This is a genomic window from Deltaproteobacteria bacterium, from assembly GCA_003194485.1.
Lineage (GTDB): Bacteria > Desulfobacterota > Dissulfuribacteria > Dissulfuribacterales > UBA3076 > UBA3076.
Window position 1 is genome coordinate 45,822 of the sequence record PQXD01000018.1, and the last position, 7,647, is coordinate 53,468.

Annotated in this window: 5 protein-coding genes; 3 read left to right on the forward strand and 2 right to left on the reverse strand. The window is 45.4% G+C overall.

What is annotated here, in order from left to right:
• Positions 1-120: 120 nt before the first annotated feature.
• Positions 121-498 (reverse strand): hypothetical protein, encoded by a 378-nt coding sequence (locus C4B57_09735; protein ID PXF53447.1) that lies wholly within the window; start codon positions 496-498, stop codon positions 121-123.
• A 246-nt stretch (positions 499-744) separates the two neighbouring features.
• On the opposite strand from C4B57_09735, the gene C4B57_09740 reads away from it, so the two are divergent.
• The 3 genes from C4B57_09740 to C4B57_09750 all read left to right on the forward strand — a co-directional run bounded on the left by C4B57_09740 (position 745) and on the right by C4B57_09750 (position 6,461).
• Positions 745-3,993 carry a helicase SNF2 gene (locus C4B57_09740; protein ID PXF53448.1) on the forward strand — a complete coding sequence of 1,083 codons (3,249 nt, stop codon included), beginning with the start codon at positions 745-747 and terminating at the stop codon, positions 3,991-3,993.
• Between the two features lie 78 nt (positions 3,994-4,071).
• Positions 4,072-5,154 (forward strand): hypothetical protein, encoded by a 1,083-nt coding sequence (locus tag C4B57_09745; protein PXF53449.1) that lies wholly within the window; start codon positions 4,072-4,074, stop codon positions 5,152-5,154.
• A 44-nt stretch (positions 5,155-5,198) separates the two neighbouring features.
• Positions 5,199-6,461 (forward strand): hypothetical protein, encoded by a 1,263-nt coding sequence (locus tag C4B57_09750; protein ID PXF53450.1) that lies wholly within the window; start codon positions 5,199-5,201, stop codon positions 6,459-6,461.
• A 33-nt stretch (positions 6,462-6,494) separates the two neighbouring features.
• On the opposite strand, the gene C4B57_09755 is transcribed toward C4B57_09750, so the two are convergent.
• A complete protein-coding gene (locus tag C4B57_09755; GenBank protein ID PXF53451.1) occupies positions 6,495-7,535 on the reverse strand; it encodes a hypothetical protein in 1,041 nt (346 codons plus the stop codon).
• Positions 7,536-7,647: the final 112 nt, after the last annotated feature.

Genomic DNA, 7,647 nt, shown 5'->3' on the forward strand with positions numbered 1-7,647 from the left:
GGGCTGAAGTGTTAAGTGAAAAGAAATATCCCCTGCCAGTGAACGGTTTGCGCAGTGGACCACGGGTTCACCGAATATTTACGTGTTATCTTCTTTGAACTTGGCAGGGTCATGTTGTGTTTAATGAAAGCGCTGTACTGCCTGGTGACCAAAAAGGACTGGACAACCGCTCTTTAACGGCATATGAATGATGAGTAAAAAATGAAAGAAATTCTGATTGTCATTGCTTTTGTAGGTGTATGGTATCTGTTGCAGGTCTACATCCTGCCCAAACTTGGAATCTCCACCTGAATGCGCAACTCCTGTCAGTTGACAGGAAAAAAGGACAAAGGCGCGCAAACTGAAAACGAAACGAAGAAGGATGAAGATTATTGACCTAATTGCCGCTCCCGCACCCACATACTCACCCAGCCTGATATACGGCCGTAACGGCCCGAAATCACCTTCATAGTAATCTCCCCCATAAACCAGCCGAGCTCCATGCGGGTTTCCTGACACTGGACCAGGTTCCCTATCATGTCAGTAAAAAGCGCGCTTGGACAATTTTGATATGCCTGATTCCGCTTTTTGCATGTCCAGCGTATGGAGAATTCGGAATCACCACGAGTCAGCGGGCAGATCATTGTATCAGGGTCTTTGACTATGTTTGTATGATTTAACTGCTTCATTCACAAAAACAGTGTATATTAAAAATTTGCTTTTAAGCAGCCCATCAAAATAACATTAAAACTATACAGCACGGATATGGGGCGAAGGCTTTTTAGAAACAAAAGAGGCAAAGACTCGTCAGGTTCCTGGAAAAATCGACTAAGATACTCATTTCTGCCTGTTATACGCCAACGCGGTGTATATTATGCCGAACAGGGAAGGGCAACGCTGAAAGAGGTCTCACAGGAAAGAATTTTAGCCGTAGTCCAGGGTTCAAGGCTTTATACAACATCAGTAGTTGACAGGCGTTCGAAAGACGGCAAAATTCTCATTTCCTGCACCTGCCCCTTCTTTCAACAAGGCTTTCCGTGCAAACACCTGTGGGCAACTATAATTGAAGCGGACAGGGTCTTGGCAGCAGAGGGAAGGCCGACTCTTTCCAGTAATGGCAAGCCCAAAAAGGATTGGCCTAAAGAAAAAGCTGATTGGCGGACATTGTTTACAGATGCTCTCTGGCAAAGGAACCAGGCGGTTCCTCCATGGCTGGATGGCTCCAGCAAGTTCCTTCTGTGCTATGATCTGAACGTCACTTCACTGGCCGTAAAGATATCCGTCTTTGAAAGGTACCTCAAAAAAGACGGCACACTGGGCAGAGAAAGGAAACTTCAGGCAATTACCATAGAACACAGAGGTCTTCCCAGGATGGATCGTGCCTTAATTGCAATGCTGGAAAACATATCCGGGAAGACCGCAAGAAATAATTTTTTCCGGTATTACCGGGCGAGCCACAGGGATTTTGTAGATATTACTTTAGAGCCAAGAGACCTTGAACTCGTCCTGCCTCTGCTGGCAGAGACAAAACGTTGCAGAGTTTTTCTCTCAGACGAAATACTGCTGGCAGACCCGCTCCTCAAGGCGGTCCCATCTGCTGCATCGTTGGAGTTTACAGCAAGACAAAAGACCAAAAAAGTGTTCAAGCTCGTGCCATCAGTAAGGCTGAAAAAAGATGGCAAAGACGTGCTGCTTTCAAATATACCGGTTTTTTTTCATACCTCGCCGGTGTTCTTCATATATGACGGGTATCTTTTCGAGTTGTTTGGCCCCAGCCTTTCGTGGATAAAGGCCTTGTTGAAATCAGAGAAGATAGAGGTATCCACAGAAGACATCCGGGACCTTTTGGTTCGGGCAGAATCTCTTGCAGGCAGCCCCAATATTCGCCTTCCGGAAGGGATGGCACCAGAGACCATAAAAGATCTGCTTCCAAGGCCCTCGGTTATAGTGGAGCTTGAGAAAGGCCTTTTAAAGGCCCGGGTCCTTATGACCTATAAAGATATGGAAATAGACTGGCATGACCCGAGGCCCTTTGTACTGGATACTGAAAGATGGAAAAGGTTCAAGCGAAATAAAGAGGCCGAATCCGAGATCCTGGCGGGACTGGCTGCCAGGGGATTTCGGCAAAAAGACATGTTATTTCAAAGAGATATTAAAGGGGCGGCCGATGTCCTTTCAGAACTGGCTGAAGAGGGCTGGGAGATCCGGGGACGAAACAGAAAACCTTTCAGGGGAGGTCGCGTCACCAAACTGGGTATCTCCTCGGGCATAGACTGGTTTGATCTGGAAGGCGGGATATCCTTTGGAGAGCATATAGTCCCATTGCCGAAGGCCATTAAGGCCTTTATGAGGGGAGAACGGACGGTCAAGCTCGGTGACGGAAGTACAGGACTGCTTCCAGAGAAATGGCTTTCCAGCAACCTCCCTGTACTTGAACTGGGTATTGCTTCGGGGCAAAGGAACTCCAGTGACAAAACGCTTAGGTTTTCATCGGCCCAGGCCTTGGTATTGGACGCCTTGCTGGAAGAGAATGAAGTCGAATCTGTTGACCGGCGTTTCCTTGAGATAAAAAATGCCCTGAAAAATTTCTCAGGAATTGAAAGCTTTCCGGTACCTGCTGGTTTCAAAGGCATGCTTCGACCCTATCAGGAGGATGCCCTGGGATGGTTTGCTTTCTTAAAGAGGTTCGGTTTCGGAGGCATACTCGCTGATGACATGGGACTTGGCAAGACAATACAGGTCCTTGCGTGGCTCGCAGGAGAGCTGGAAAATGGAAAAGAAGCCCCATCCCTCGTAGTGAGCCCAACATCCGTCCTGTTTAATTGGCAGGCTGAAGCGAGGCGGTTTGTCCCTGATTTAAAAATACTGGCCTATACAGGGAACAATCGTTCAGGTCTTATTAAAGAAATGGATCGGTCTGATCTGGTAATCACCACCTATGGCTTGGTGAGACGCGATATAAAAATTCTTAAAGATTTGCAGTTCAATTATGTCATTCTGGACGAAAGCCAGGCAATCAAAAATTCCAATTCCCAGATTGCCAAGGCAGTGCGGCTGCTCAGGGCCAGGCACAGGCTGTGCCTCACAGGCACGCCGCTTGAGAACAACGCGGGAGAGCTCTGGTCCCAGATGGAGTTCCTGAATCCCGGACTCCTTGGTCCCAGGGCGGTCTTTGACAGGAGGTTTGCAAAACCCATAGCCGGTGGCGACAAGGCGGCCCGGAATACCCTCAAGCAAATGGTGACGGCTTTTCTCCTCAGGCGCACTAAAGAGGCCGTAGCCAAAGAAATTCTGGGGAAAATGGAGCATGTAATACTCTGTCCCATGACCGATGGGCAGGCCAAGGTTTACTCCCAGGTCCGGGACCACTACCGCGCCTCAATATCGGCAACCATAGAGCGGCAGGGTCTCAACAGGAGCCGTATCAAGATACTGGAGGGACTACTCAGGCTTCGCCAGGCAGCCAACCACCCTGCCCTTATCGGAAAGGACGGTGTAGGATCAGGCAAACTGGACAGGCTCACGACCTTGATAGAGGAGACCATTTCTGGTGGACATAAGGCCCTGGTCTTTTCCCAATTCACCAGGATGCTGGGCCTGATCCGTCGCTCCCTGGATAATGCCGGTATAACATATGAGTACCTGGATGGAAGAACGCCTCAGGCAAGACGTAAAGACAGAGTGCGCCGCTTCCAGGAGGACGAGGATATAAAAGTCTTTCTTATCAGCCTTAAGGCCGGGGGCCTGGGTCTTAATCTCACGGCAGCGGATTATGTATTTCTTGTAGATCCCTGGTGGAACCCTGCAGTGGAACTCCAGGCGATCGACAGGACCCACCGCATCGGACAGGACAAAAAGGTATTTACCTATCGCTTCATTACTGCCGAAACAGTAGAAGAGAAGGTCCTTGCTTTACAGGAAAAGAAACAGGAAATGGTCAGCGCCATCCTGAGTGGCGGGCAGGACATGCTGCGGCGGCTATCCAGGGAGGATCTGGATATCCTGTTCTCGTAATCGCCCCTGCTCGTGGCAGAAAGTCGCTTTGTCCGAATTTAAAAAAGGAAACAGCCTATCAACCCCGGCTAGCTGACGATGAATGCGCCTGAAAATACTGATGGCAGGCATTGCCCTTTCAATAAAGAACTATGCCGCGGAATTTGTATCTATGCCAATATCCTGGAAAATATCAGTCTGGGCCTGGTCTTATTTGATACCAAGGAGAAAACCGTTGTTTTTCAGAATAAAACCGCTATTGACATGTTCGAGGCGATTAGTCCTAAAGAATATGGAACACTCAGTGCCATTCTTTTTCCTGAAGGGATGGACGATATTCACGTAAAGAATGCACCGTCTCAAAAGACACTGAGATATGGAGGCAGGCTCTTAGGTTATTCGGTTTATACCGTGTCTAATAGATATCTCTGGATATTAATAAGTGATATCACCGAAAAGGCAAGACTTGAAGCGGTCGCCCAGGCTGCAAATATGATGAATAATATAGGTTATATTTTTTTCGGAATAAGACACGAGATAGGCAATCCTCTTAATTCTCTGAAAATGGCCCTGAGTGTTCTGCAAAAAAATATCAACCTGTATTCTTCAGAAGATATATTGGAGTTTCTGGACCGCGCCCTGAATGAGATATCTCGAATAGAGTACCTTCTTAAGTCCTTGAAAAGTTTCAATATGTTCGAAAGGTTAAATATCTGTAACGTGGATATGCCATCCTTTATGGAGAAATTTCTGCCTTTAGTGAAAAACGATTTTGAGAAAAGGAATATTAAGATCAAAACCATATTCTCTCCGGATGTTAGATATGCTCGTGTTGATCCCAGGACACTTCAGCAGGTGATGTTGAATATCATAATTAATGCCTATGATGCCCTTGGTGATTCCGAAAGACCGGAAATTGGCATAAGGATGCTAAAAAAGGGAAACCGGATACTGATTGACATTATGGACAACGGATGTGGCATGACCTGGGAACAACAAAGAAATCTCTTCAGGCCCTTTTTTACTTCTAAGCCGAAAGGTACAGGCCTTGGGCTGACACTCACAAAAAAAATGCTGGCTCAAATGGATGGGGATATATCGATCAGCAGTGCAAGAAACAAGGGCACCACTGTAACAATATCCATCCCGGAAGGCCATGATGTAATTAGTGAGACTACTTGATTTTCCGGAATAAATCATGCTGAGCCCTTTTCAAAACATGTTTTTTGCGAGCGGCTCATACGTGTAGAGGAAAGACCCGCATAAAAAATGTCTTGATAGCAGACGACGAAAAAGGTTTCCTGCTCAGTCTTTCAGACGGTCTCAAGTCATATTCTGATGAATTCAAGGTCTTGATAGCCTTTAATGGAAAGGAGGCTGTCGAAATCTTGAATTCAACCAAAATCGACCTGGTTGTTACAGACCTGAAAATGCCTGAAATGGACGGGTTTCAGCTTTTGGCATATTTGACCAGGCATTTTTCTGATATACCGGCAGTCGTGATGACGGCATTCGGCACCCCGGAGATGGAAGCAAAGCTCTCTACTATGGGTGTTGCTCGATATCTGGAAAAGCCGCTGGATTTCGATATGCTGGCAGACAATATCCGCAAATACGTTGCGAGAAACGACTCCAAAGGACATATCAAGGGTATCACTCTGGGAACGTTCCTGCAATTTCTGGAAATGGAAAAGAAGACCTGTACTCTTACGATAACATCCAATGAACGTATCGGCAGCCTGCATTTTCTGGAAGGAGAGCTAATCAATGCCAAGACCGAGACATCGGAAGGTGAGCAGGCAGCCTACGAGATCATTGGCTGGGATGAGACAGAGATAGAAATTAATTATTCATGCGAAAATAAGACTAAGACCATCACATCCCCACTCGCTTTTGTTCTGATGGAGTCTTGCAAAATTAAAGATGAGGCCTCAAGGCAACTTGAGAAGCAAGAGACAAAAGATATTGAGAAACAAGAGATTGATAAGATCGAAGAGATCGATTTCCTGGCAGACAAAAAGGAAGATGAAATAAAACAGGACTACATAGAAGAAAAATCAGTGTCAAAACCTGAAATAGAGAATAACTCAGGCATTAAGACAGCACAGGAAAAGTTAGAGCCGCTTAAATCGATTATGGATTTTGCAGGTGCGGGAATTATTACACCAACCGGTGAACCGCTTGTCATGTTGCCGGATGGGGAGTTGAATTTAATGGAGATCGCTGTATGGGCCAACAATATACTGGTTAATGCCCAAAGGTCATCTCAGGAGATGGGGATCAGTAGCTGTAAAATGATCCATATAGAGACAGATCGTATTCACATACTTGTGCGGTGCCTAAATGAAGGCAAGGAACCACTCAAAGTCCATCCAGGCAAATCCCACATACACCTGGTCCTGGTGCTGTCCTCTGAGGCCGGTATCGGATTGGCCAAACTGAAAATGGCCTCTGTCATCAAATCATTAACGGATGATTTCAGAATTTAGAACATGATTCATGCTCACAAGCATCTTTGAAACTCATGGACGAACAGCTCGCACTCCCCTCTCATAGGAAAACATCCGGTCATTCTTGATTATGCTGCCATCGATAAAGAGAACGACTTTAGCACAGCATTTTCCCTGTTCTTCTGATGACCAGTACCAGAAAGTCCCACCGGGGGAGAAAACGGAATCGATATGTATAATATCGCCATCTTTGTCTGTATTTGATTTCTTGATTTCGTATATTTTTTTTAGCTCTGCTGCCGTAGGAAGTCTCCAGTCTGTGTAGCCGCCTGTGTTTAATTCATCAACGTATGACTTCGATTGTTCCCAATTCAAATATCTGCCGAGATGGACATAACTATCCTCCCGAGTCCACATGAGGCCGGTTTCTGTATCTGTAATGGTGCCGTCTCTATGATCTATAAATCTGCCATCAGAAGAAAATACCGGTTGCCTTAGCTTTACAAAGAACTCAAATTTCTTTGACGGTCTAATTGTAATTACTTTGCTTTCTGTTTCAAATCCTTTTTTTGTTAATTTAACACTTATATTACCTTTCATTACATTATCAAGACGTAAAGGTGTGACGCCTTTTTCTTTTCCGTCAACGAATACCGTTGCCCCATCAGGTGTGCTATTTACTGAAAGACTGCCGCATACACTTTCCAGGCGGACATCAACTTTTGTCTTTTCCGATGCAGTAATATCTACCTTCTTTTCCGCAACAGAGAAACAATTTTTTGTTAACTTTACTGTGTGTAATCCCTTCTCAATATTTTCCAGACGTAAAGGTGTGACGCCTTTTTCTTTTCCGTCAACGAATACCGTTGCCCCATCAGGTGTGCTATTTACTGAAAGATTACATAAACTCTTCAGATGAACATCAATCTTTATCTCACCAAGTAAGGGGTTTACGACTAAATCACGCTTAACAGTACCATAATGTTCCTTTTTTATTTCTAACTTAATATTTCCTTTTTTCAATTTATCCAGGCGAAGCGGGGTCACGCCCTTCATCTGCCCATCCAAATATACATCTGCGCCACCAGGATCACTTATGAGTCTGTCCCGCAAATATTAGTTGCAAAATGAGGCCGAATTCGGTAAAATATTATATAATTTCAACATGATAATTGCTTTTTGAGGGCCTCATGAACTACAATTTCAGAAGCTATAATCCGGAGCA

Bases quoted from the DNA above. Each gene is read 5' to 3' on its own strand.
- C4B57_09745 (PXF53449.1), top strand. From the start codon at position 4,072: ATGAATGCGCCTGAAAATACTGATGGCAGGCATTGCCCTTTCAATAAA.
- C4B57_09740 (PXF53448.1), top strand. From the start codon at position 745: ATGGGGCGAAGGCTTTTTAGAAACAAAAGAGGCAAAGACTCGTCAGGT.